Raw genomic sequence first — 22,892 nt, forward strand, 5'->3', positions numbered from 1 at the left:
TATTGATGAGGGAGGCGATTACTGCTGGCTCTGAACTTCCAGCGTTGCACGAAATAAACCTGTGTCGGATTCGTAGCCGTTGGTTTTGTTCAATTGCGTAAAACTAAGCGGTGAGAGTGCAGCAGCAGCCTGTTCCCTGATGGATCGCGCCTCATCAGGTGTCGATGCATACACATCTACTTGCAGCGTACCGCTCTCCTCTGCCGGACCACAGAGCGTATCCCCATACACCTCGCTGACTACGGTGAACACCAGCCATGGAGGTGAAACAGACGGTGTCCCCTGCGGGTTTAACGGCACCACGTAGGGGTAAACCTGCCCGCCAGACAGCTCACTGAGCAGAGGATAAATCTGTGATTCCGTCATTTTGTTAGCGCCTCATCAATGGCCTGATTGGCACGGGCAAACGCGGCATTTGCGGCCTCTTCTTGCCTGGCATCATAAGCTGGCCGAACAAAAGGGATAGCCGGCATATTCGACGTGCCTAACTCAACAAACCGCCAGTAAAAAGCGTTCCGTGAGTCTTTGGTTTTCAGTTTGCTGTCGCTGTTGCCTGTGCGCGGATTCGTGCCTCGAATGTGAACGCCAGAGGAAATGTCGCCGTTACGCGTCCGCTGGGTCATTACAACGATATTCTTTTTCAGCTTGCCCGTTCTGACCGGGGCCCGCTTGATAACTTCGTCCTGAAAAACCGTGGCAGCGGCGCGGGTTGCATCACGCATGACCTTACGGTTTTCGGCTTTACTGAGCGCCTTGAGGTCATCGCTCAAATCTAATAAGCCTGCAAAATCCAGTTTGGTATCGATCACGTCTTCACCCCCTGTTTACAGAGAATTTCGAGCTGAGTCGTTCTGGCGTCCGGTATGGGATCTCCGGTCACATCAAGAACCATTCCCTTAAACGGACCCGTAATGCATTTCAGCCGGGAAGCAGCTGTAACGTCAGTCCTGAAGCGAATCCAGACGCGTATCGTTGCCTCTGGTTTTTCTGCGCCTGAGGTCATGATCTCCCGACTGCTGATGCCTTTAACTTCAGCCCACACCGTCATGCCATCAACCCAGACGTTTTGCGGCTGACCTGATGGCAGGCGTGTTGATGTGAAATTCTGAATCGTCACTTTGTGACGCAGTCTTCCTGCCTGCATGAACCCACCTCACAGACCGTAAATTCGGTATGGCTGTAACAGAGCCTCAACCGCCAGTGGTACCTCGCTGGTAATATTACCGTTGTTCACTGCCTCTCGGTTTGAGTACCAGTGCCCGACAAGCAACAACACTGCCGTCCGCACGTCATCATCCAGCAAAAGGCGGTCTTCAGCGGTATCGAAACCGGGATCGGCATTGGTCTCGTACAGCTTTCTGCGGGTCCAAGTTTCAACATAACGCTTTGCGGCACCGGTATAGATGCTCAGCAAAGAATCTTCACTGGTGTCATCTTCATCAATACGGCAGTGCTCCCTGACCGTGGAAAGCTCAATCATCGTGGTTACCATAATCAGTTAAAAAAAAGCGGCCCGGAGGCCGCTGGCATTTTTTAGCTGCCTGAACCGCTCAGGCTTCCCCATACGAACGCTTCCGGACGATAGACCGCAAGCGCAACGCGTTCTTCGCAGCGGATTGAGATCATGTTCTTCTCAAAGTCATCGGCGTTTTCGCTTGAGATAACCACGTTGGCATCCTCGCGATCAAACAACTGAGCACCGGAGTTAAACGCGCCAGTCAGGAATTTACCCAGGAACTGCGCGGCTTCAGTTGCCACCACCGGCAGGCCCCAGAGTGTTGGGGTAGTAAGCTGAGCAGGATTCGCCAGGATGTAGCGGCCCAGTTCATCTTTCGACAATTCAATACGTGCCCAGTCGGTAAAGTGCAGGACGTGGCCTGATGCCGGGAAACGAGCCAGTTGCGCCTGCAGCATTGCCAGTCGCAGCACATCAATACCGGTTTCTTTCTCCACGGCAAAAGCCGCATTGAATGCCGTAGCCTGCGGGATGATGCCTTTCAGATGAGCACCGGTACCGTCACCAAACAGGATTTCCTGCTCTTCAACGTACTTCAGGCCATAGCGCATTTCAGCATCAACCGTTGACTGAAGCTGTGCGAAGTCATCCAGAATCTGCTTTGAGGCTTTGAACATGTGGGCAATCGTGCGCACAGGGGTGGTTTCTTCAGCAAATTCAATATCGCTGTAAGGCTTAGCGGTATTTTCCGGTACGACCGCTGCTTTATTGGTAAAGCCCGTCTGCTTCACGTAATAAATAGTGTTGGACTGAGTGCGGCCCGGCGCGATCAGATCACGAATGAACAGGCGCTGTTTCGGTGTCTGGTCGATACCCGGCAGTCGCTGTGGCGCTACGATCTGGCCCGGAACATCGACGGTAGTAAGTGCGGCATTCACCGGTACGCTGATACGCTTGCCACCTTCAAGGCTGGCGCGAATATCCTTCATCGCTTCAGCTGAAACGAACTGCTGACCCACGCTCTGAATAACATCTTTCGCTGCATTCAGCGGCATCTGAGCAACATGCTGCTCAAGGTTGCCAACAGATGCCTGAATGGTTTTCAGAGCTTCATTCAGGGCGTTGTGCTCAGTCGCAATTTTATCAACGGCGTTTTTGGTTTCAGTGGACAGCTTTCCTGAAGCCTGCGCCTCTTTAATAGCCTCCTCCGCCTTTTTACTGAAATCGGCAGAGACTTTTTCTACTTTGGCGGAAACATCTTTAAGCAGTTGGTTTACATCAGACATTGGGATTCCTTATTCGCCGAGCGAAGCCAGCGCATTTTTAAGATTCAGAAGTGATTCAGGGTTAATTTCATCGGTAGCGCCCGGCTTACCGTTTTCTTCAGGAGCAGCGCCCGGCATGCCACCCAAAGCTTTGAGGTGCTTACGGCGCTCAGAGCGGGGCATTCCGCCTTTAGCCAGGAAAGCATCAATTTTTCTCAGCGCCGCTGATGGGCTTTCATCGTCGCTGGTAATTTCATCTGCAGACAGGAGGGCGTCCGCAAGTCCCTTCTCAACGGATTCGCTGCCACCGATAAATGACTCTTTATCCATCAGTGACTGCACTTCAGCGATATCAATACCGGAACGAGCTGCGTAGATATCCGCCATTGCCCTGTCAAAGGGCTCGAGATAGTCGGCGTATTCGCGGAAATCGTTCCGGTTACCTGCGGCCATAATCCAGGCGTTATGAATCATCAGGAAGGCACCACGCCCGATCTGAATTTCATCACCGGCCATTGCAATTACTGACGCCGCGGACGCAGCCAGGCCGAGAATTTTCACTGTCACCTTGCCGCTGTACTCGCGAAGAAGGTTGTAGATCGCAACACCCTCAAACATGTCGCCGCCAGGGGAGTTGATATAAACAGTGACATCGTCCCCGTTCAGTGAACGAAGCACGCCAGCGATGCGGCTGGCGCTTACACCGTCACCCCACCAGTCCTCACCGATAACATCAAAAATGGTGATGCTGTTTTCACCAGCTGATGAGGAGGCGCGAATGCTGCCATCCCAGCGATCAATTGCGGCGGCGGGCAAATCACGTTTTCCAGACGCAAAAGGCCGCCCCTCCGGCGCTGCCGGAAGGTTTTTTAACTTCGTCATTGGTTCTCCTAAGCCGCGCGTTTTAGCGGTGACTGTTCCTGTGGAACGTCTGGGAAGAGGAAAGCGTGAAGCTTCATGATATTGCTGGCCTGAGCACCAATGTTATTGTTTTTCAGGTCTTCCAGCGGGGTCAGGTTAAGCTGGACCGTATATATCACCACCTTCGATAGGTGGCATATTCTCCAGTCGGCGCACATCGTTTCGTGACATCCAGCCATTCTGAAGGGCTGTTGTGTAATATGCCGAGCGGCCTACGCTGTCGGCGCGAAGCAGGCCCTCTACCGAGAACTCAGCAAAATAATCTTCATCGCCATCGAGCAGGCAGCGTGCAATTTCCTGCTCGATATTGACCAGCAACGGTCGCAGCGTATTAGTCAGGAACTGAAGGTTCATACCCTCGACACTCGATGCCCAGCTGCTCTGTTTATCTGCATGACCGACCATGAACGGAGGAATACGGAACCATCGGCAAATCTCTTCAATACTGAATGACCTGCTTTCAAGCATTTGCGCTGCTTCAGGGTTCATTGTTACGCCCTGATATGACATGTCGCCTTCCAGAACCATGACCTTACCGGCATTTTTGGAGCCGACGAAGTCTGACAGATTCTTTTTCAGCCTGGCCCGCTGCTCCGGATTGATATCAGATTTCGAACTGATGAAACCGGAATTCTGAATGCCGTTTTCAAAAATCTTTGCCGCGGACTCTTCCACCGCCATCGCCGACCCAATCACGTCACGACCGATCATCATGGGCATCATGCCGCAGACGCCATCAAGCCCGAAGCCACGGATGTGCATGATTTTATCGACGGGAATAATGCGTTCACCGCGACTATCGGTATAAGTGTACTCAAGCATCCCGTTGTCTAAACGCTTCACCACCATGTTCTGCGGCAACAGAGGGTTCAAACCGACGAGCTTTTTGCCGATCATCATCTTTTCTATGAAAGCATTTCCGCGCAGACAGATACTCGCCACCAGCATCAGCATAAACCGGGATGGCGTCATTTCTGCATTTGGCTGCTTACACAGAACGCGATAAGCCGGATGCTGCTGCGCCAGCGTTCGTGACCCGTCTTTTTCTCGCTTATAGACCTTGAGGGGAAGCGTCGAAACAGACTCACTGAGAAGGCGCGCACACGCCCAGACTGCAGAAAGCATGATCGCTTTATCAACCGAGACTGTCTTTCCGCTGCTGCTTTTGCCGAACCATTCCTCCCAGAATGTGCCTGTAGTCAGGCTGATGGGCACACCAAGCCAGTTCAGGAGGGCGCTTTTGATTGCCCCCGGCTTCTTTTTAGATTTCATCAGACACCTATCATTATCGGATCATCGAAGAACGCGGTCAGGTCCTGCTTATCACCGCCGCCATTCACTATCAGCCGGCTCTTGGCGGTGAACAGCGCGACAGGTCCGTCAATTTTGTTTTCTGGTGTGGATTTATTGGGGAACACGTTGTCATTTTTGTCAGGTTTGACGGTGACGTTTGACATCATCCAGGTCATTACGGGGTTACCGTCATGATGAAACTTGCCCCCATAGATATCTGCCTGCACAGTCTTCATAGACTCAGATAGATTTTTTACCGTCTGCGCCACCTCAACCATTGGCAGCCCTTCTTCCGCCAGCGCTAAGCTGAACTGCGTTGCACTCCAGGGATCGAATGCAATTTCACGGAGATCCTCTCCTTTTACCCAGGCTTCAACTTCTGCCTTTATGTAGGCATGATCGATAACGTCGCCATCGGTTAACTCAAGATGTCCGGCATCAGACCATTTACGATAAAGCTCGGAAATATGGTTGGGTGCGGTTTCAAGTCGCCCTTCAGGTATCCAGAATTTATAGGCTGAGTAGGTATGACCCTCCGGGGAAAGCCATGTTTTTGCTGCTGCGCAGATATCAATCTTGTTGGCAAGGTCAATGCCAACCCATACAGGCCAGCTCTTCAGCTTGTCGCTTTCAGGAAGGCCCTCGCATTTTGCCCAGCGATCCATGTCCATCCAGGCGCTTTCTGCTGTAACCCAGATATTCAGGTGCTTTGTGAAAAAGTTTGGGCGTGCTGCGACCTGCTCTTTTGCCTTTTTTGCAAGGCGGCGCATATCGTCCCATCGCTTGCAGACACCGAGACCAGGGTTTGCTTTAGGCCAGTTCGCCTCATCAAAAGGATCGTCACCCTCATCTAACGTATAGATAAGAGCAAAATAGGTATCGTCCTCCACTACGCCACGCAAAACCTTTATGGCGTAGTCTCGCTGTTCATAACAAATGCCGTCCTTATTGGTGCCGGCGGTAGTTATCGCAAACAGAAGTGACTGGAGGCGCGCTCCTGTCGCAGTTTCAAGCACATCCCACACATCACGGGTCCGGTGTGCATGCAGCTCATCAACAATCCCGCAATGAATATTCAGGCCGTCAAGGTTATTAGCATCGCTGGAAAGCGGCTCAAACTTAGACGCTGAACGCTCCTGGTGAATATTGAGCTTCACATGTCCAAAGAGACGACCCAGAGTGCGGGGCGCTTTCTTGATCATGTTTTTCGCATCATCAAACACAATACGTGCCTGATCGCGGGTAGTGGCCGCTGAGTAAACTTCGGCCCCTCCCTCGCCATCAGCACCCGTCATATAGAGACCGATGCCGGATGAAAGCGTGGATTTCGCGTTTTTTCGCGCGACCTCGTCATAAGCGGTACGGAAGCGGCGCACCATTACGATGTCGCCATCTTCATCAAGCACCGCTCTGCCCGTCATCTCATCAATGAGAGGCACGACGAAGCCAAAAATATTGATGAGTATGAATACATGCCAGGGCATCAACTCGATCGGCTTTCCGGCCAGTGCGCCTTTGACATGCGGAACAAAATTATAGAAATCGAGAATGTGCTGGGCGCGGTCCTCATTGAAGTAGATACCGCGTTCCGGCCCATGCTCTAAATCATTGAGGAAGCGCTGGCACGCCAAACGCACCAGTTCGCCAGCAACGATCTCGCCAGACAGCACGCGCTCTGCGTACTGAATACCAGCCTGAACAGTTGCCATTCATCATTTGCGCTTTTTAAGAAATTCATCCAGAGGGTCGACTTCAGCAGCACCTTTGGCACCAACCTTCGTGCGGCTGGCAGGCGTCATGCCAAATTCACCGAGCATTGCCCGAATACGCTTCCACGCATCAGCTTTCATCACTGCTGCGGGGTGAGGCTTGATCATCCTGATCTCTCTTTCCTTGCCTTCATCCGGCTCTTCTTCGCTGAAAACAGCGTAGGTGTACCCTTCCCGGTCCAGCGTGTCACAGTGATGACGGTACTCAGTGTAAGCCTCAACGAGCAACTCAAGCGCTCGCGCATCAAGTTGCGTGATAACCCCAATCGCGTCCAGCTCATCGGCGATGCGTTTAAACCAGTACTTCCCCTGTTTATCGAAATGCTTGGGAATTGGGGGTACCCCTGAAGGGGGTTTTGGCTCATTTTTATTTAATGCGCGTTTAGATGGGTTCCCCTTCACCAAAGCCAGATGTGTCGGGGTTTTCGGTGGTCCTGGCATAATCGAAAACTCCTATTATTGCTTGGTGGGGTAACCCCAAAAAAAAGTTTTCTAACCTGCGGCGGTGTGAAAAAGGCTTAGGCGGCGGTCCTACAGGCGCAAGGCCCTGAACTTTCGACCCGCCCTCCCCTTATGATGATAATCGTTCTCATTTGGGGCGATAAAGTTGCATTTGCAACTAATTTGTTGATATTGATTATCATTTGAGGCGTTCACGTGCGGTTTTGCTCTTGTGGCATGGCCAGCAGAGGGCCTCAAGGTTTGAATCCTCATCGGTACCCCCATGTGCCTTTGGCTTGATATGGTCGACAGTCTTTGCTGCCGCTGCTCTGCCATTGCGCTTACAGTTCTGGCAGAGATGCTTGTCACGCTTCAGTATACGTGCCCGCCTCACATCCCATTCGCTGCCATAGCCGCGCTGATGCCTGCTGAGCCCGTTCTGGTGCTGCTGCCATCCTTCATTGAGATGATCGGCGCAGTAGCCAGAGCGGTCTGTGGTTGTCTTAGCGCAGCCGTGTTTACGACACGCTCTCGGTATTCTGGCAGGCATCGTTAAACCTGAATCCGTATAGCATTCTCTACCTGTTCATCTTTCAGATAGAAGGTAGGAACGATTGTTGGTAACTCGGTGCCAGTGGATTCAATGGTCGTGCAAACCTGCTGATCCAGTAGCTCACCGTCTACAGCAATACCAAAACCTTTGAACAAATCGCCATGATAAATCTTCGCGAGTTGAATCTTCTTCATGAGGCCAGCCTCCAGGCTTTGCGTCGTTCTGTGCGTGGTGAGTTATCAGGGTGCCGCTCGACAGCACCGCTATCCAGGTGATCCACCAGCGAGTAACACGGATAGATGACCGAGCCACCACATGCATCACCAACTGCATAGTCCGCAGGTGACCGATGATTCCAGCGACTGATCACCTGCTTTAGCTTGTGCAGCGGCACGCTGTAACAGACACCATGAACTAACCGGTTGATGGTGATGTAATCAGCCTGACGCCTGTCTGCATCAATAAGCTTTGTCGCTATCTCCAGCTGATACTGGGGCGGACGGCCGGTGCCGAGATAGAAGCTGATAAGCTCTTCGGGGAACCGGCTGAGCCAGGCTGTGACCTTCTCAGTGAAGCCGTTAACCAGAACCGCATCATCCTCAAGTATCACTACCCGACAATCCTGCTGGCTGGCCCACTCAATAGCTCGTCGATGATTCCAGTTCGCGCCGTGCCAGCCTTCATCAATAAGCAGGCATGCGTTAAGCGACTCTGCTAGCTGTTCGGCTTGGTGCCTGCGTGAGTAGTGACCGACAACGACGAACTTGATATCAATCATAATTGACCTTTTCGCAGGCAATAAAAAAGGCCGCCTACTGGCAGCCTGTAATAAAACAATAGAGTTTAAAGTTCAGACTTAGCGACTCGTTTTATGCTATTCACCAAAGCAGCCCATCATCACAGCAGCCTCATGAAACTTTTGGGCCTCTGCCTGTGCTACATCAGGTAAAACAGGGAATCGAGAGTTCTTTATTTTTTCAAGTGGCACGAATAAATCACGGGACAATGTCTCTTCACCGCTCTCATTAATAATGGTGAATGATATTCTAACGGTATTCTTTGGTTTTGGTATGTTCATACCAACCTCGTCTAGTTGCTCGTCATGTTATCAGTGGCAGGCGGTGACGATGCCGCTTTTCGGGAGCTACCCTAGCCACTTACATTATGCCATGCTCTCGCTATTTATGGCGAAACCAGGCAAACTCCTTACCGATGCCATCTGACTTGAACACTGTGTGGATGCGCGGACCGGTAACAACACGATCACCGAAAGACTTCGCAGCCATACCGAAAGCGCCCATGTCCACCAAAGTGGCGGGGGCCGTCTCCATCTTCCAGAAGCGGTGGCTTTCGATGAGATAATGTTGCCTGATAATCCGGTGAGCAAATTCCATTACATCTTCACGACTGCCACCCAGCAGCCCAGCATTGAGCAGAGGATCATCACGGTGCTGTGCGAGAAACTCGCTATACACTTTCCCGTGGTGATTTGCCTTCATCCATTGCTCGGCGTATGTCTTGTGCTCAGAGCCTACATAGATTTTGCCTGACTCCATCTCTTCCCACGGTGCATGCAGCATCTCAACGTCTGTGCCATCGGTACACCAGACCCGTCGATACTCTGGGTGAGCACGGAGGTACTGGTAGATATGGAGCCAGCGGGCGAAATAGGGACTCATCTGAAGCGCAGGTACATGAATCAGACATGCATCGCCCGGAGCAGTGGTTAGCTCATCGGCCAGAACAACAGTATCAGCACCGCGGACTGACGCAGCCCACGCCTGCAACAAATCGGCAGCGGGAGCAAGTTTAGTCCCGCGCTGTGGATCAGGCTGGCTGGTCAGCAGTGTGGTGATAACAACATCTCGCTGCTGCCGGAATGGTACATAAGCCGTGTAACCGCTGTCGCGCCGGGCGCTGTAGATAACAGCATTAGCCTTTGCCAGTGCTTCACGCTCAGGACGTGGAATAGAGCGCGTACCTTCTTCGTGCTCATCCATAGAGTGGATCAGCTTTTCCGAGCCAACCACATCAGCAAAGGCCCAGGTGGTTAATCCTGCATTGTGAATGCGTAACGCTAAATCTGGATGCTCGTACATGCCGCGACCATATACCGGATCGAAGCCACCCAACTGCTCAATTGCGCTGCGGTGGTAATAGAGCATCACGCCGCGCTGACCGGTATACGCGATGTGATTATCATCACGGTACAGTACCGTCATATCGTTCAGCTTATTTCGGCCAGCCAGGTCGAGGAACTGATACGCCAGATGTGGCTCAGGCGATTCGATGTATGGCTGTTCCCAGCCACCAGCAATCGGCCAGGCATCATCGTCCCACAGGAAGAGATGCTCACACCCGGCATTAATCAGCGCCTCAAGGCTCGAATTTTTAGCGGCCACGATACCGCGTGAAACGTCGTGACGAATAACCCTGACGCCTTCCGGCACAGTCACTGGTTTGGCTGAACCGTCATCAATAACAACCACCAGCGCGCCGGCCGGCAGAAACTTCAGATGGTGATCCAGTGCGCGGGAAAGCACGTCATGGCGGTTATGGGTGCTGATGGCGATACCAATATTCGATGCCCGCTCAGTTACCGGTGCGTACCGCACACCATCAATCATAACGTCCATATTCACCCCAATAAAAAACCGCCCGAAGGAGGTTATCGTTTGTGAAGCAGGCCGCCTGGCTGACTCTCTGCCTTAATGCGCTGGCGAACCTGCTCGCTGATGAGTGTTGCCAGCCGGTTATAGTCATTTTCTTTCTCAATAAATGACTTCAGTTCTGCCACCAGCTCATCTTCATATTCGGACGCTTGGCCATACAGGTACTTCGAAACAATGGCGCGGATTTTATCGGCTGTGCTGGCTACTTTTTTGGTATCCACATGGATACGAACGCTCGCGGCGTAAGTGGTGGTGCCAGGCTTAACCAAGGCATCGTTGATATATACCTTACCTTCTCCGCTAATTTTGAATGGCTCATTGCCGGATTCAATCGCTTCAATATGAACAGGCAAGCTTTCCCATGAAATAGCACAGCCTTCACTATCTACGGGTAAAGCAATCAATTGATAGCCATCAGGTAGTAGCACTTTTACAGCCCGAGAGTATGCCGAGGTGGAAAAACCAGTAAAGAAGGTAGTGCCTACCAGCAGAGTCTCCGGAACGACACTCCCTTTATCCCAACCAGGCTGAACGGCCAGAAGATGAACTCGCAATGATTCACCTTTACGAATGATGTTGCCTGCGTGATCACTTACTGTTTTGCCCAAAGAGGAGATCGTAACGATGGCGTTTACAATATTGGCATCGATGGTCATCAGAGTTTCCTGCTGGCTGGATGTTATAAATGGTCGGCAATGGTGAGACCACCAGCCGATGATTCATTGTGTTTATGCTGAAAAGTGAACTCATTGAATGCAGTTTTCAGCACAAAATAAAGACCGCCCGCAGGCGGCTTTAATTCACTGGGGAATTGAAGTAATTTCGGCTTCTGATAAGTCTCTTCGTAGGGAAAATGAATGCTCCGCAGTCGTGAAAAGTTCAAATTGACCTAGAGAAACGCGTGATTCAGAAACTTCTATACCCGCTGATTTCCCTAAATTTTTGAAAACTCGCGCGCTTATATCTTCACCATTGAAATACAGGTAAAGCTCCTTACTCCCCTCATCGTAAAACTTACGCGCCTCTATAGGCCCTGAAAACAGCCCGGCTATTTGGACAAAACACGCTTGCATAACCTTGCTCCTCATGAGTAAACCAGAACTCAGGTTAGACAAATAAAATAAACATGTAAAGCACTGTTTTTATTGACGAATCCGTCAATCCAGCTTCGCGACACTTCACAGCGTGGCTGACCGTTATCCCTTGTCGGAGGATTCGATGCGGCGAATTGCAGCCCGGTCGATATTGCACTGCCCGAGCGCGCCATAAAGTTCTGCATTAAGCCCAACGCTGTCTCCGAAGCTCATCGGATCAGGAACGGCCGGCACATCAATTGGCGTGGTCAGTTCCGCTGGCAGGCTTAGCCGCGGCTCTTTGATTGTCCGGTACTCCACCAGCGGTTTTTGCTGCATCCCGCAACCGGTCAACAGCATCAGCAGGGACAGGAGCAACAGCGCATTTGTCTGCCGCGAGGTAACGCTTAATTTCATTCTGGAGCTTCCGGTTCTGCTGCGCTGTCACGGCGCGCTGTTCGGCTACCTGGCTCATCACGGAGTTTTGCTGATTTACCGCTTTCACCAGGTCGTTCACGCTGCCGGCCAGATCGTCATTCTTCGAGCGCAGATCGTTTATCTGTTCGTCTTTGCTGTTCGAAAGCTTTTCAAGCCGGTCGTTAGTGGCGCTCAGCTGCGAATTGCGGGCGTTAAGCCCCCAGAGGCAGACGCAGATAAGGCCGATGATGATGAGATGAGAGTAATTTCGGATAAAGCCGATTACGTTGAACATAGAATCCCCTTAGCTTTGATTAAGCGGGATTTCCTGTCGTCCAGACCGTTAATGCCACCGTTGATGATTCTGGTGATGCGGGTAACATCATCAGAATCAGCCAGCTCGTTTAATCCGTGATTCTTCCACCATGCCGCCGCTGACAATGCAGCAAAGCGATACCCCAGCAATAAGTCGGGTTCCTCCACTACGTCAGCGCCAAGCTGCTTTACCAGTGCCGCATAGTTGGCTTTGCCCGTTATCTGAATCAGACCCCGACCGCGATATCGATAACCATCACCTGAATCAACATTCCCATTACCGTTACGGTTTGCGTAAATAATGCTGGCGATCATCTTCTGATTGGCCGGGTGCTCAGCGTTACGCCCATATGCTCGGGCCTGCTCAGCGGTGATGCGCCTGCCGAACATCGCTGTTAGAGCGTTTTCGCTGTAATTCAGCCCCTCTTCAACCTTCAGGAACCCAGCGGATTCATGCCCTGTCTGCGCCAGAAAATGAGCCTGACGCAATGGCGTGCTGATCTGGAATGCAGAGAGGCTGGCGACAATGTGTGGATACCAGGCATCACGCAGTGCGCTAGTGACGCCGGTTGCGCGCTGAAAATCACTGGGTGTCAGCATTACCATCTCCCAATCTTTTATCAATCAGCCTGCGCAATTTGGACGAAAGCCAGTCCACACCGAGAAATCCGAGAAATACCGCAACAACCCGCGTAGTGTCGTCGCTGAAATTCCAGTTAAATACAGAGCCGATCACCTGCAGCGTCGGCTGAAGGAAAAATGCAAATACACTGCACATCGCTGCATCGAGCAGGCGCCGGGGCCATGTGTCTTTCCCGATATAAGTCGCGCGAAGGATTGCCATCACGCCAGCCAGCCCGGCATAACCGGATTCATTTTTGTGGGCATAAAGCCAGGCAAGTAGGCTTGCCCAGAAGCCCGGATCTTTTTCTGGCATGCGTTTCATCCTCACCTCCCAATGGGTCGGTGCCGTTCGTAGTCAAAGAAAAGTGGCGAACCTCCCCACACAGCCACGGGGAAATCTCAAAGTTTTCGGGAGGACGCCAAAAGAGGACCGGGAATTCCGGCTAATTAGAATTCTTTCTGTCAAAGGCACCCGTAGATGCCTTTTGCACAAAGCTATTTGGTGGCTTTAACCAGCGGCTAGAGAAGAGCAGTCACTACACAGATGATTGCGCCGTCAGCCAGCACAGACATCATTCGACTTGTGAAGTCGATGGCGACAACCAGAAACAGCAGTACAGCTATCGCCAGCCAGCGCAGTCGGGCCATCAGAGATGATTTTCCAGACGCAGACCGAGAACATTGGCAATTTGCTCAAGAACCTTCTGCTCTTCCGGCTCCAGCTCGCCATCAGCCATTGCGATGGTTACTGCCACATCGAGTACATCTTCACATTCACGCTGATCGCCTTTTACATCTTCGATTTCACGCAAGGCAGCACGACGACCAATACGAATATCAGTGTCCAGCTGAGCAATGATGCGAGTGGAGATATCGTTGATTTCACCGCTGAATGCCGAAAGCGTCGGGTTTGAGCGCAATACCTGCTCAATCTTTGCTTTCTCAGACGGCTCACATTCACCATCGGCATAGGCCACCAGATAAGCAGCGTTTACTACAGCCTGTGCGAGATCGCGCTTCTCAAACTTTTTGATATCGCTGACAGCACGGCGGGCATTCTTTTTGAACATACCGAACATAGTGACTTTCCTTTTAGGGGGTGAGCCAGCGCTCAGAAATGGTCAGCCCACAGAGATAGTCACACCGACCATCACTCTGGCTCACCTTCTGAAAGGCTCTGTGGTGTAATGCGCCGAGCGTGGCGCGGAAATAAAAAAAGGCCGCCGATAGGCGACCTATTGTGATTCTGTTATGTGTGGAGATAAGGCGTAATAGTTGCGCCGACTGGAGAAGCTAAGATGACTTTTAACTAGTCACTGGCCGGCTTATCGCCATGCCCATCTTTGAAATAGGCAGTCTGAATAACAGCTTTGCATGCCAGAAGACAACTAACGCCAATAAATGCGAGAAGTAAGATAACCGCAATCATTTTTAACCCTCAGAACATTAGAGTTCGCCGAAACAAGCCTATTGAATAAGCGCCCCGACGCATGCAGCGGTAAATGCCTGGCTCGTCAGCCACGGAGCTAATTTGGCGGGCAAGGCAGGATTCGAACCTGCGACCAATCGGTTAACAGCCGAACGCACAACCTCTGTGCTTCTCACCCTGAATATGAGACATAAAAAAACCCCGCCGAAGCGAGGTTTAGAATTCATTTAGTGGCGTATGCGTATAAATCTCCCACTATTTGGCTAGAATACGCCAGTTTTATGCAAAGTCAATTATTTTGTTACCTTTCTGAACATTGCATCAGCATGACTTTCCTCGATCTCACACTTAGCTACCAGCTTTTCAAAGAATGGCTTCCAGTTACGCGACCATGAGGACTGAGTCAGATCCGGCACCAGTACGTTGATAGCCCTGAATGCAGTGCTCGATGGCATCCGGCGATAACCACGCCCGGTGCAGCGCTCACACTCTTTATCGACCGGCGCTCCCCGGCGGGCTGATTCCGCCAAATCCCGCACCCGGCCTGTTCCATTACAGCGGCAACGTGATGAAACCCTCCCCTTACCATGGCAGTGCTGGCATGTCGCCCGCACTATCTGCATTTCAGTGCGTGGCGCAATCACCTGCTCACCTGACGCGCTGAATTTCCCGGCGTACTTAACCATTTCCGCTTCTGATTCGATGAATCCGGTGCCGTTGCAGTGCTCGCATGACTCTGTTGTAGCGGCAGAACGTACATACTCATCAAAGGCCAGCTTCGACAGAATTACCAGACAGCTTCCCAGCTTTGGACCAGCCGCTTTACGGAGCAGCTTTGGCGCGTTGCGGTTAGCGTACTGCATCAGCTGCTGAACTGTCCTGATGGTGTCCTGCTCACTGTTGCCCGTCTTTGCCATCACTGCAGAAATGCCGAAAGGCGATTTTGACTGGCAGAATCCGATGGCACCCATCAGATCAGTTCCGGTCAGTGATTCGCTTCCTGTTGCGCGCGAAGAGTCGGTGAAGCTCTGGCTTTTCGGATTGAAATACTTCAATGCTGATTCAATTTTCACGCTGCACGCCCCTTCGAATAACGCTTATTGCCAGTGTGTGATTCTTCCCGTTCCGTGCTGCGGGCTCGGGCTTCTTCCTGGTCGATATGGTGGAAATGGCCGTTCCAGAACCGGCGATAAACGGTACCCAGTGGTCCGTTACGGTTCTTGGTGATGTTAATTTCAGCTATGCCCGCCGCTGGCGACTCCGGGTTATAAACCTCATCGCGGTACAACATCATGATGATATCGGCGTCGGCTTCGATTTCGCCTGAGTCCTTAAGGTCAGCGTTTACCGGGCGTTTGTTCGGGCGACTCTCCACGCTGCGAGAAAGCTGGCTGAGTGCCACTACAGGCACCCGGTTAGCCTTAGCCAGAGATTTCAGCCCCTTTGATACCTCGCCCACTGCCAGATCGTGACGGCTGGCGCTCTGCAGCTTAATCAGGCGCAGATAGTCGATAGCCACCAGCGCGGTCTCAGGATGCTGCTGAATGTGTCGGGTCGCGATATGCTGAATCTGGTCAACGGTCAGGTTATTGGCGTCCACAATCCAGATATGGCGCCCGGTCATCTGGCCGATCCCGTTACTGATTCGCGCCCAGTCCTCATCCTTCAGTTTGTCTGGTGACTTAAGGCGTGAGGCTGAGATACCGCCCGCTGCGGCAACGTGACGCTCGGCGATCTGGATATCGCTCATTTCCATGCTGAAGAACAGCACCCCGGCACCGGTGGCAGTCAGGTTTTCGGTGATATCCAGAATCATTTCCGTTTTCCCCATCGATGGCCGCGCTGCCAGCAGGATCAGGTCGGTCTGGTCAAAGCCGCCCGTCACCTCATCCAGCTCCTCGATCCCGGTCATAACCGAACGTCCAGCGCTGCCGGATTCCATGCGCTCGTCAATCCTGTTGATGATGGTGGGAAGCAGCTCATCGATTGAAACGGGACGGATGGCATCAGATTCAGTCTGTATCGCCCCCACAGCTGCTTTCACCTCCTCCAGAATGCGAATCCCCGCATCGCTGTTAGGTGCTGCTTGGAGGCTGCTGAGGGCGCCAGAGAGGGCATGGAAAGCATCACGAATAGCCGCGTTGCGAACCAGCTGCTGTGAGTAGGACTTTAGTGAAGACCTCGCCCACGCAATCCGTCCTGTCGCGTCGATAAGCGCCTGGTGCTGCGGAAGCTGCTCCCCCACCAGAATCGGGTCGATAACACCTTTGCCACGCGCCTGTGCAGCGACAGCCCGGTAGATTTCCCGGTACTGCTGGAAGTTAAACGCCGTGTCCGGCAGCGAGGAAATGACCTCCATCACCTCAGCCTCAGCGCCGCGCAGGAACATCGCCCCCAGCACGGCCGCCTCCATGTCCTGGTCCCGCCACAGTGCATCACTCATACAGCCGTTACTCCCTTCTGGCTGCGATAGCTGGGCCAGTCGAACACCAGCGTTGCCCCGCCACCCTCAACCATTCGATCTGTCAGGCGGTCACTGATGACCTGAGAAATCTGAGGCAGCGACAGGTTGCTGATGAGTACCGTTGGCAGCATGCGTTCATAGCGGGTGTTCATGATGTCGAACAGGATGATCATCTCGGACTCAGAACCGTATTGGATGCCAATCTCATCGATAATCAGCAGGTCCACGCCGGTGTAATGGGCAATAACTTCCTCTTCGCTGCGTTCGCTGCCCTTCTCCCAGGTGCGGCGAACGGCGCGGATGATGCGCATCACGGAGGTCAGCAACACTGTTGCCTGATGGTGCTCAATGATGCTTTTCGCCAGCGCCACCGCCAGATGGTTTTTACCGGTGCCCGGCCTGCCTGTCAGAATGAGGCTCGTTCCGGCGTCGAGCATCTGCGGCCACGCGCTGGCGTAGTCGCGAAGGATCGACAGATTGTTTTGAGCGGATTTGTTCACGGCCTGATAGTTTTCGAAGCTGCAGCCCGCGAACCGCTCAGGGATGTTCGCACGCTCGGTCAGCATTTCGGTCTGGATAGCACGCAATTTGTTCTGTGCGGCTTCCAGCTCAGCGGCAATGCATTTCGGGCAGCGGGAAAACTTTTCAGCCACGCGACCACTGTATTCAGTCCAGATGCGCTGCTGCTGAAAATTACCGTGCGTCTCACAGATGCCGGCAACAGTTTCCTGTCGGTCAAAGCAGCGGTCCAGCATAGAGACCTTGCCACCAGCAAAGCTCAGTTCTTCCTGAAGCGCTGAGATAGTGGTTTTCAGTGACTGAATATTTGCGCCGCGCTGTGTAGGTACATAGCTCATTCTGCTGCTCCTTTTGCCCAGGATGGTTTGGTGGTGGTGCCGTAGTCGCGCTCTGAGAATCCGCTATGGCGGCTCTGTGCTGGCGAATTGCGCTGCGAGCTGGCGGGTGCAACCCAGCTTTCAGCAAAGTGGTGATCAGGACCAAAGAACGTCGCTGCCTGCTTCACGTACTCGCTGTTTGCTTTGCCTGTTGCAGTGATGTAGGCCGCATATCGCTGTACGCCTGCCAGCATGTCAGCGGGTTTAACGCCTTCACGGATGCGGGCAGACCAACTCTTCCATGCTGAAGGCTTAGGATTGCCACCAGCACGCTTCGGATATGCCTGCCAGGCTTCTTCAAATTCAGATGAGTAATCCTGCTTAGCATTACGTGACGGCTCAGCGGCTTTAGCCGATGTGCCAATAGATTTAGATTCATTGACTGGTTCAATGACTGGTTCTAAAGAGTGACTGATTCTGGGGTCAGCTCCTGCCCCACCCCCTAGGTCAGCTCCTGCCCCACCCTCGGTCAGCTCCTGCCCCACCTCAGTCACCTGCTGACCTAGGTCAGCTCCTGCCCCACCCTTTGAAGGCTGCTTGTATTCTTTTTCATCAAGGCGCAAATGAAATAAATTGGACTGATTCAGCTCGCCCTTGCGACGATATTCCCGGCGTAGCATCCCCATTTCTTCCAGTGCACGAACATGACCTTTAACAGTCGATCTTCCGATTTCACACTGGTCAGCGATGTGCTGATATGACGGCCAGCATTCACCCTGGTCGTTAGCGTTATCGGCCAGTTTCAGAAGAACCAGTTTGCGTAGCGGATTGCCGACTTTCAGCCTCATGGCTTTTACCATCAATTCCATACTCATTCTGAAACCCTCCGAAGAAGCTGATGCAATGATTTACTGGGCTGCACGGTCGGACACCTCAAGCTCAGGCCAAATCTTGCTCCAGTTGGACGGGCGTAGTGACTTTCGGGTTACTTGTCCGCCGCTGTGAACCTCAATCTGCGCACACAGCTCAGGCCCGATCGGCTTTCCGGTGCTCATGACCTTGCGGAGATAATTGATGGTTGTTCCACACTTGATTGCGAATTGCTTTTTTTCTTCTGGCGAAAGCTCAGACATAAAGGCGTTTAAGGTTTTCATGATGCCCCCTGTATAAATATCAGCATTGATATTACCCATAGGTAACAGGATAATCAATACCCACAGGGCATTTACCGACAGGTAACAAAGATTAAAATGGCAGGCATGGACAAATACGAAAAACGTCGTTTACGACTCATCCAGTTGCGGGATGACTTTTGCAATGGCAACGCATCAGAACTCGCTCGTAAAATCGATCGAGAACCTTCTTATGTATCAAGAATGTTATGGCCGGAGGGTAAGTCAGGCAGAAAAAGAATTGCTGACGATATGATGGAAGTTATTGAAAAGTCTTTCAAACTTCCTAGAGGCTGGATGGATGGGATTGCATCAGAGAATTCTAATGTTGAACTAATGCAGCAACCAATTTTAAGGAAGAAATATCCCGTGATTAGTTGGGTTAGCGCAGGAGCATGGGCTGAGGCATTAGAACCATATAGCCTTGATGACGTTGAAGAATGGTGTGAATCAGATGCACATGTAGAGGGTGAAGGCTTTTGGCTCAGGATTAAAGGCGACTCGATGACGTCACCGTCAGGGTTGAGCATTCCCGAAGGTATGATGGTGCTTTTTGATACAGGAAAAGAGTGGTGCCATGGTGCGCTGGTGCTAGCAAAGCTGGTAGATGCCAATGAGGCCACCTTCAAAAAGCTCATAGTTGATGGTGGCGATCATTACCTGAAACCCCTCAATCCATCCTATCCGCTACTCCCGATAGATGGGAACTGTAAGATTATCGGTGTAGCAGTTGAAGCTCGCATGAAACTCTGATTTCCCCCCCCCAAATTATTTAACCCGCCTCGGCGGGTTTTTTTATACCTGCAATCAAAGACATAAAATAAAAACCAAAATATTTGTACCCATAGGTATTGACGAGACTTATTACCCACGGGTATCCTCAGCTCATCGGCAAACATGGAGCCATAGAGATGAGTATCTTTTGCATTCACACCAAACTTAAAGAGCAGCAAAGCTCGATTACTTATTTATTCATCGCAAGTGACCGCGAGAGTGACGTTAAAAACAAGCTCATAACTTCATATGATCAAAATGACAATATGGAGCACGCGCTTTATAAGCGAGATGGCCAGTACTTTATCTTGGTTGACTTTTTTAAGGAAATTTCCGAAGCATGCCCAGAAGCCGTGAATATTATTAAGAACTCCCGATTCAGAAATCAATTCTTTTAATTTAATCCCAAATATACACAGCGCCCGCGCTGGGTCTAAACACATCCAGATAATCTTTGAGGTGAATTATGAGTCAGGTAATAGCTTTATCAGATAGCAAGATTTCCACTACCAAAGAAGTTGCCGGAATTAGCATTTCTAACTCTTCTGACACCTCAAAGGCGGCGCTGAGGTATGCCGAACAGCTACAGCGGGAATACCTTGAGTTGCTGCATAGCCCGCTGGCCCGCGTGGATGCCAGCGTTGCTGGTCGATTCCACTCTCTGATTAATGAGTTGGCATTCATGGTCGAACGAACAGAAAAAAACGTAGAGGCGGGCCGCTAATGTCTCCTTCAATTAATAAACAAAAGTTTCGTCAGGCTTTGCTAATGCGAGACAGTGGCCAGTGGCATCTGGCTGTTTTATTCCTCAAGGCTGCTTATGGGGTGGTGTGATGAAGTCTGAAATGATTATTTGCGAAGCGTCTGAATTGTCGGGCCAGCTAACATCGTTGCTTGAGCTTTTATATGAAAAAGGAACCGGAACTGGTCTTCCAGTTAATGACAACGTAATTGGGCTTGCTTACAGCATGGCTACAAGAGTCAGAATCTTCTTAATGGAAGAAGAGAAGAAGCAGGATGAAGAGGAATTAAAAAATGCCAAGCCTCGTTGAAATTAACCGCACCCGCCTGGTGAATATTTATCTTGCAAATAAAGTCGCCAAAACAGGCGTGATGATGACGACCGCCAAATTACCGGACGGCTCAATCACTACCGTGCAGCTGGATGCCGAAATACTGAATAAGGCGCTTATTAAATTATTCGAAACCGCAGTGCGTAAAGTAACTCCTGCCGCAGCTGCTGACCGGGAAATAGCCGAGACGTATGGCGACTGCGTGAAGATTAAATCCGGGAAGCTATCGCACATCGGTGAGGGGTTTATGGAGGAGCTGGTTTCCAACTTGGTCGAACAGGCATTTGATCGGAGGGGTGTGAAATGACGCTGACAGCGCTCCGCGCTCCTGAATGGGTGATCGGCCAGGCAACACGAAAGCTGGCGCAGTACCGCAAGCGCCGAATCTATCCCTGCCGCATCCGTGGCACCGGCTATCTGAGCCTGAAGGTTAACCCGCGCTGGCGTCTGCTTTCGCAGAACGGCGGCAAAGACTGGCAGTTAATGACGCATGAGCGGTACAACGCCGCAAAGGATGGAAAATGAAACTCAGTGTAATTCGTGAAGACGCTCTGGATGAATCGTTCCACGTCGTGCAGTCCCCGGTATTTGTCGTGACACGCCACGGACGTAACCGCCGATTCCTTAGCCGAAGTGCTGCGATCAATAACTTGGTGCATTTCATGGTGACCGGCACCTTCGATAAAGCAGGAATTCCGACGCATAGCGAAACGCGCCAGGCATGGAACGAGAGTTTAGGCGCAATGGTTCACAAGCGGGGTGAACTGACCGAGCAGTACTGGAATGCGCATCACCGCACCTATCGCCGTCTTCAGAAACTGATGGCCCGCCGCCGTGAAATTGCAAAGTGGCAGAAAGGCTATGACGCAGCCGCCAACAGAATCGCAGGCCTGCTCAGCCAGAAACCCTACTGAAGGAATGACCATGCAAAAGATCACGTCAGCAGTTGCCACGCCATCAGGTGTGAGTTTCGGCATCAGAACCATAGGGTTTTCAGGAGTTATCCGGCAACTGGACGCGGGAAAATACGACAAGCCTATCTCAGATGGTCTTCACGTTTTGTCCTGCATCCAGGATGCCATGGCAGCGGGTTGGCTGAGCCTGGCAGTAGAAAAAGAGATCGTCATCTGGCGCTGGCTGGTTGTCGCCACCTTCATCATTGAGGAGAAAGCGAAGAATGGCACCGTCGACGTTCAAAACGAGGATGGAGGTGTTGATCAGGCGGTCATTTACCGGGGTGTGAAAGGCAGCATGAGCATCTATCCAGGTCCAGAGCGCGTTGCTCTTATCACCAACATGGAGATGCCAGCCATAACGAAATACGGCGTAAAAAATGGCCTGCCTCTCTTACTTCAGATGTACAAGCAAATGTTAACGATGTGCCCTCAGCGCGGATTCAGAATCTCTGAGATGGGTAGAACAGGTTTAAACATGCTGCACGATGACTTTATTGAAGAATTGAACACGAATGGCATGCCTGCCATGCCGGTTATGCACTGAGGAAAAATGATGACTATGCATAAAGGAATCACCCTGGCTGAACCGCTATCTGCATCGCCTGCTTCTGCTCTGACTATCGACAGTCAGTACCTGCTGCAAATGGTGAATGATGCCCGTGAGTCAAATGGAGAGAAGCCGATCCGTAACAATGACTTTGTGGCTCGCATCAAAGATGAGTTGGAAGGTGAGTATTACGAAACTTTCGTAAAACCCTCAGGAACTAACGGTGGGCGCCCGACCGAAGTTATCGACATGCAAATTAAGCAGGCGCTTCGCGTGGCCGCGCGTGAGTCAAAAGCTGTGCGTCGCTCCCTCGTCGATAAACTGGAGGGCATGCAAAGCCCTGCACCTGCAGATGCTATGCGGATGCTGAGCGACCCGGCAACACTACGCGGACTCCTGATGAATTACTCAGAGGATAATCAGCGCCTGACCGGTGAAAACCAGTTGCTTACTGCCACTGTCGGCAGCCTTGAGAAACACTTCACCAAAGGCATGACGATCCCAGCGTTCTGCAAAGGCCTGAACGGCGTCAACGTCAGCAAAATGATGTGGTGGGCTTTCGAGCGTGACTGGGTTTACAACGAGCAACGTGATCCAGAAAAAGACCCGCGCTGGCGAGTTGCCAGCTATGCCCGGGATAAGTATCTCACAGAGGATCAGACGCAAGTCACGCCACACGGCATGGAAACCTTCACCCGTTACTCTCCTGTTCTGCTGGAGAAGGGTTGCCACCGGCTTTATCAGCTTTACATGAAAGGCGAACTGCCAATGAAAAAATCATGGAACGGCGAGTATAGCCACGACAAAGCCACTTACACGCCGGAGGCAAGCCGTGGATAACC

At 51.8% G+C, this 22,892-nt stretch carries 34 protein-coding genes, 1 tRNA gene and 1 pseudogene; 8 read left to right on the forward strand and 28 right to left on the reverse strand.

Annotated elements, in window-relative coordinates:
• Positions 1-18 precede the first annotated feature (18 nt).
• From ACLIBF_RS11315 to ACLIBF_RS11450, 28 genes and pseudogenes are all read right to left on the reverse strand, one after another.
• Positions 19-366, reverse strand: a complete 348-nt coding sequence (locus tag ACLIBF_RS11315) for a DUF3168 domain-containing protein (protein ID WP_448309790.1) — start codon at positions 364-366, stop codon at positions 19-21.
• Positions 363-809 (reverse strand): HK97-gp10 family putative phage morphogenesis protein, encoded by a 447-nt coding sequence (locus tag ACLIBF_RS11320; RefSeq protein WP_448309792.1) that lies wholly within the window; start codon positions 807-809, stop codon positions 363-365. The genes ACLIBF_RS11315 and ACLIBF_RS11320 overlap by 4 nt, the downstream gene beginning before the upstream one ends.
• Positions 806-1,144 (reverse strand): phage head closure protein, encoded by a 339-nt coding sequence (locus ACLIBF_RS11325; RefSeq protein WP_448309794.1) that lies wholly within the window; start codon positions 1,142-1,144, stop codon positions 806-808. Before ACLIBF_RS11325 ends, ACLIBF_RS11320 begins: the two co-directional genes overlap by 4 nt.
• Before the next feature lie 9 nt (positions 1,145-1,153).
• Positions 1,154-1,480 (reverse strand): head-tail connector protein, encoded by a 327-nt coding sequence (locus ACLIBF_RS11330; RefSeq protein ID WP_448309796.1) that lies wholly within the window; start codon positions 1,478-1,480, stop codon positions 1,154-1,156.
• 53 nt (positions 1,481-1,533) lie between these two features.
• Positions 1,534-2,742 carry a phage major capsid protein gene (locus ACLIBF_RS11335; protein ID WP_346545232.1) on the reverse strand — a complete coding sequence of 403 codons (1,209 nt, stop codon included), beginning with the start codon at positions 2,740-2,742 and terminating at the stop codon, positions 1,534-1,536.
• A 9-nt stretch (positions 2,743-2,751) separates the two neighbouring features.
• Positions 2,752-3,603 (reverse strand): head maturation protease, ClpP-related, encoded by an 852-nt coding sequence (locus ACLIBF_RS11340; RefSeq protein ID WP_448309798.1) that lies wholly within the window; start codon positions 3,601-3,603, stop codon positions 2,752-2,754.
• Between the two features lie 8 nt (positions 3,604-3,611).
• Positions 3,612-4,914: pseudogene (locus ACLIBF_RS11345) on the reverse strand (phage portal protein).
• The gene (locus ACLIBF_RS11350; protein WP_448309799.1) at positions 4,914-6,644 is read right to left on the reverse strand and encodes a terminase large subunit; all 1,731 of its coding nucleotides are present in this window, start codon (positions 6,642-6,644) and stop codon (positions 4,914-4,916) included. The pseudogene ACLIBF_RS11345 and the gene ACLIBF_RS11350 overlap by 1 nt, the downstream one beginning before the upstream one ends.
• A gap of 3 nt (positions 6,645-6,647) precedes the next feature.
• Positions 6,648-7,145, reverse strand: coding sequence for a phage terminase small subunit P27 family (locus ACLIBF_RS11355; protein WP_084937878.1), 498 nt, complete (start codon positions 7,143-7,145; stop codon positions 6,648-6,650).
• A 199-nt stretch (positions 7,146-7,344) separates the two neighbouring features.
• Complete coding sequence (locus ACLIBF_RS11360; RefSeq protein ID WP_448309800.1) at positions 7,345-7,695, reverse strand: HNH endonuclease; 351 nt, start codon at positions 7,693-7,695, stop codon at positions 7,345-7,347.
• 2 nt (positions 7,696-7,697) lie between these two features.
• Positions 7,698-7,892 (reverse strand): hypothetical protein, encoded by a 195-nt coding sequence (locus ACLIBF_RS11365; RefSeq protein ID WP_448309802.1) that lies wholly within the window; start codon positions 7,890-7,892, stop codon positions 7,698-7,700.
• A complete protein-coding gene (locus ACLIBF_RS11370; protein WP_448309804.1) occupies positions 7,889-8,476 on the reverse strand; it encodes a hypothetical protein in 588 nt (195 codons plus the stop codon). Before ACLIBF_RS11370 ends, ACLIBF_RS11365 begins: the two co-directional genes overlap by 4 nt.
• A 96-nt stretch (positions 8,477-8,572) precedes the next feature.
• The gene (locus tag ACLIBF_RS11375; RefSeq protein ID WP_448309806.1) at positions 8,573-8,776 is read right to left on the reverse strand and encodes a hypothetical protein; all 204 of its coding nucleotides are present in this window, start codon (positions 8,774-8,776) and stop codon (positions 8,573-8,575) included.
• A gap of 100 nt (positions 8,777-8,876) precedes the next feature.
• Entirely contained in the window at positions 8,877-10,334 is a 1,458-nt protein-coding gene (locus ACLIBF_RS11380) for a glycosyltransferase family 2 protein (RefSeq protein WP_448310395.1), read from the reverse strand.
• Between the two features lie 32 nt (positions 10,335-10,366).
• The gene (locus ACLIBF_RS11385) at positions 10,367-11,026 is read right to left on the reverse strand and encodes a hypothetical protein (protein ID WP_448309807.1); all 660 of its coding nucleotides are present in this window, start codon (positions 11,024-11,026) and stop codon (positions 10,367-10,369) included.
• 144 nt (positions 11,027-11,170) lie between these two features.
• Entirely contained in the window at positions 11,171-11,443 is a 273-nt protein-coding gene (locus ACLIBF_RS11390; protein WP_448309809.1) for a hypothetical protein, read from the reverse strand.
• A gap of 123 nt (positions 11,444-11,566) precedes the next feature.
• Positions 11,567-11,803: an Rz1-like lysis system protein LysC gene (gene lysC, locus ACLIBF_RS11395; protein WP_448309811.1), complete on the reverse strand. Its 237-nt coding sequence runs from the start codon at positions 11,801-11,803 to the stop codon at positions 11,567-11,569.
• Positions 11,700-12,155, reverse strand: a complete 456-nt coding sequence (locus tag ACLIBF_RS11400) for an Rz lytic protein (protein WP_448309813.1) — start codon at positions 12,153-12,155, stop codon at positions 11,700-11,702. The genes lysC and ACLIBF_RS11400 overlap by 104 nt, the downstream gene beginning before the upstream one ends.
• The gene (locus tag ACLIBF_RS11405; RefSeq protein WP_448309815.1) at positions 12,143-12,775 is read right to left on the reverse strand and encodes a glycoside hydrolase family 19 protein; all 633 of its coding nucleotides are present in this window, start codon (positions 12,773-12,775) and stop codon (positions 12,143-12,145) included. The genes ACLIBF_RS11400 and ACLIBF_RS11405 overlap by 13 nt, the downstream gene beginning before the upstream one ends.
• On the reverse strand, positions 12,759-13,112 hold the full coding sequence (locus ACLIBF_RS11410) for a phage holin, lambda family (protein ID WP_448309816.1): 354 nt from the start codon (positions 13,110-13,112) through the stop codon (positions 12,759-12,761). The genes ACLIBF_RS11405 and ACLIBF_RS11410 overlap by 17 nt, the downstream gene beginning before the upstream one ends.
• A 206-nt stretch (positions 13,113-13,318) precedes the next feature.
• Complete coding sequence (locus ACLIBF_RS11415; protein ID WP_448309818.1) at positions 13,319-13,447, reverse strand: DUF3927 family protein; 129 nt, start codon at positions 13,445-13,447, stop codon at positions 13,319-13,321.
• Complete coding sequence (locus ACLIBF_RS11420; RefSeq protein ID WP_089561478.1) at positions 13,447-13,878, reverse strand: tellurite resistance TerB family protein; 432 nt, start codon at positions 13,876-13,878, stop codon at positions 13,447-13,449. Before ACLIBF_RS11420 ends, ACLIBF_RS11415 begins: the two co-directional genes overlap by 1 nt.
• Positions 13,879-14,331: 453 nt before the next feature.
• A tRNA-Asn gene (locus ACLIBF_RS11425) sits at positions 14,332-14,406 on the reverse strand.
• 115 nt (positions 14,407-14,521) lie between these two features.
• Complete coding sequence (locus tag ACLIBF_RS11430) at positions 14,522-15,301, reverse strand: antitermination protein Q (protein WP_448309821.1); 780 nt, start codon at positions 15,299-15,301, stop codon at positions 14,522-14,524.
• A complete protein-coding gene (locus tag ACLIBF_RS11435) occupies positions 15,298-16,671 on the reverse strand; it encodes a replicative DNA helicase (RefSeq protein WP_448309823.1) in 1,374 nt (457 codons plus the stop codon). Before ACLIBF_RS11435 ends, ACLIBF_RS11430 begins: the two co-directional genes overlap by 4 nt.
• A complete protein-coding gene (locus ACLIBF_RS11440; RefSeq protein ID WP_448309824.1) occupies positions 16,668-17,549 on the reverse strand; it encodes an ATP-binding protein in 882 nt (293 codons plus the stop codon). The genes ACLIBF_RS11435 and ACLIBF_RS11440 overlap by 4 nt, the downstream gene beginning before the upstream one ends.
• On the reverse strand, positions 17,546-18,397 hold the full coding sequence (locus ACLIBF_RS11445; RefSeq protein WP_448310396.1) for a helix-turn-helix domain-containing protein: 852 nt from the start codon (positions 18,395-18,397) through the stop codon (positions 17,546-17,548). Before ACLIBF_RS11445 ends, ACLIBF_RS11440 begins: the two co-directional genes overlap by 4 nt.
• Positions 18,398-18,436: 39 nt before the next feature.
• Positions 18,437-18,682: a transcriptional regulator gene (locus ACLIBF_RS11450; RefSeq protein WP_089561472.1), complete on the reverse strand. Its 246-nt coding sequence runs from the start codon at positions 18,680-18,682 to the stop codon at positions 18,437-18,439.
• A 105-nt stretch (positions 18,683-18,787) separates the two neighbouring features.
• On the opposite strand from ACLIBF_RS11450, the gene ACLIBF_RS11455 reads away from it, so the two are divergent.
• From ACLIBF_RS11455 to ACLIBF_RS11490, 8 genes are all read left to right on the forward strand, one after another.
• The gene (locus tag ACLIBF_RS11455; protein WP_089561506.1) at positions 18,788-19,453 is read left to right on the forward strand and encodes a LexA family protein; all 666 of its coding nucleotides are present in this window, start codon (positions 18,788-18,790) and stop codon (positions 19,451-19,453) included.
• 487 nt (positions 19,454-19,940) lie between these two features.
• The gene (locus tag ACLIBF_RS11460; protein WP_448309825.1) at positions 19,941-20,198 is read left to right on the forward strand and encodes a hypothetical protein; all 258 of its coding nucleotides are present in this window, start codon (positions 19,941-19,943) and stop codon (positions 20,196-20,198) included.
• Between the two features lie 109 nt (positions 20,199-20,307).
• Positions 20,308-20,526, forward strand: a complete 219-nt coding sequence (locus ACLIBF_RS11465; RefSeq protein WP_448309827.1) for a hypothetical protein — start codon at positions 20,308-20,310, stop codon at positions 20,524-20,526.
• A complete protein-coding gene (locus ACLIBF_RS11470) occupies positions 20,510-20,854 on the forward strand; it encodes a hypothetical protein (RefSeq protein ID WP_448309828.1) in 345 nt (114 codons plus the stop codon). Before ACLIBF_RS11465 ends, ACLIBF_RS11470 begins: the two co-directional genes overlap by 17 nt.
• Complete coding sequence (locus ACLIBF_RS11475; protein WP_448309668.1) at positions 20,851-21,072, forward strand: ParE family toxin-like protein; 222 nt, start codon at positions 20,851-20,853, stop codon at positions 21,070-21,072. Before ACLIBF_RS11470 ends, ACLIBF_RS11475 begins: the two co-directional genes overlap by 4 nt.
• Positions 21,069-21,461: a hypothetical protein gene (locus tag ACLIBF_RS11480; protein WP_448309830.1), complete on the forward strand. Its 393-nt coding sequence runs from the start codon at positions 21,069-21,071 to the stop codon at positions 21,459-21,461. The genes ACLIBF_RS11475 and ACLIBF_RS11480 overlap by 4 nt, the downstream gene beginning before the upstream one ends.
• 10 nt (positions 21,462-21,471) lie before the next feature.
• On the forward strand, positions 21,472-22,047 hold the full coding sequence (locus ACLIBF_RS11485; RefSeq protein WP_448309832.1) for a hypothetical protein: 576 nt from the start codon (positions 21,472-21,474) through the stop codon (positions 22,045-22,047).
• Positions 22,048-22,062: 15 nt separating this feature from the next.
• Positions 22,063-22,890: a hypothetical protein gene (locus ACLIBF_RS11490; protein WP_448309834.1), complete on the forward strand. Its 828-nt coding sequence runs from the start codon at positions 22,063-22,065 to the stop codon at positions 22,888-22,890.
• Positions 22,891-22,892 lie beyond the last annotated feature (2 nt).

This window comes from Pantoea sp. PGP6 (genome assembly GCF_053474785.1).